At 53.6% G+C, this 453-nt stretch carries 1 pseudogene; it reads left to right on the forward strand.

Features of this window, described 5'->3' with window-relative positions:
- A pseudogene (gene deoA, locus DEF47_RS21205) lies at nucleotides 1-260 on the forward strand (pyrimidine-nucleoside phosphorylase); the annotation flags it as partial.
- Nucleotides 261-453: the final 193 nt, after the last annotated feature.

The raw sequence follows: 453 nt of genomic DNA on the forward strand, positions 1-453 counted from the left end.
TCGATGCCGAAACCTGTGGGATTGTGGCGACCGAGCTTGGAGCTGGTCGCGCCCGCAAAGAAGATGCGATCGATCCGGCGGTGGGCTTGGTGCTTGAGCGTAAAGTTGGCGAGCCAGTTCAAGCGGGCGAGGCCTTGTTGACAGTGCATGCTGCTGATCAGCAACGGGCCGAGGTTGCTTTGGCCGCACTCAAATCGGCAATTACGATCAGTGCTACGTCGGTTGAAGCCTTGCCCTTGGTTTTCGAAAGCGTTGCCTAGCTACGCGTTGTGAGCACGGTTGCGTTGGTAGAGTTTGCGCTCTATCAACGCATTTTTTGTGGGTTTCGGCCTGTGGCGTGGTATAATTATTAACGAAAATATGTGCTAGCGCGAGCATTGCTTGCAATGGCAATAGGGTTTTGGGTTCTTGTTTTGGCTGGGGATAATTATGATTCACCACCCTTCCGTCCCG

It is taken from the genome of Herpetosiphon sp. (genome assembly GCF_003512625.1).
Taxonomy (GTDB): Bacteria; Chloroflexota; Chloroflexia; order Chloroflexales; family Herpetosiphonaceae; genus Herpetosiphon; species Herpetosiphon aurantiacus.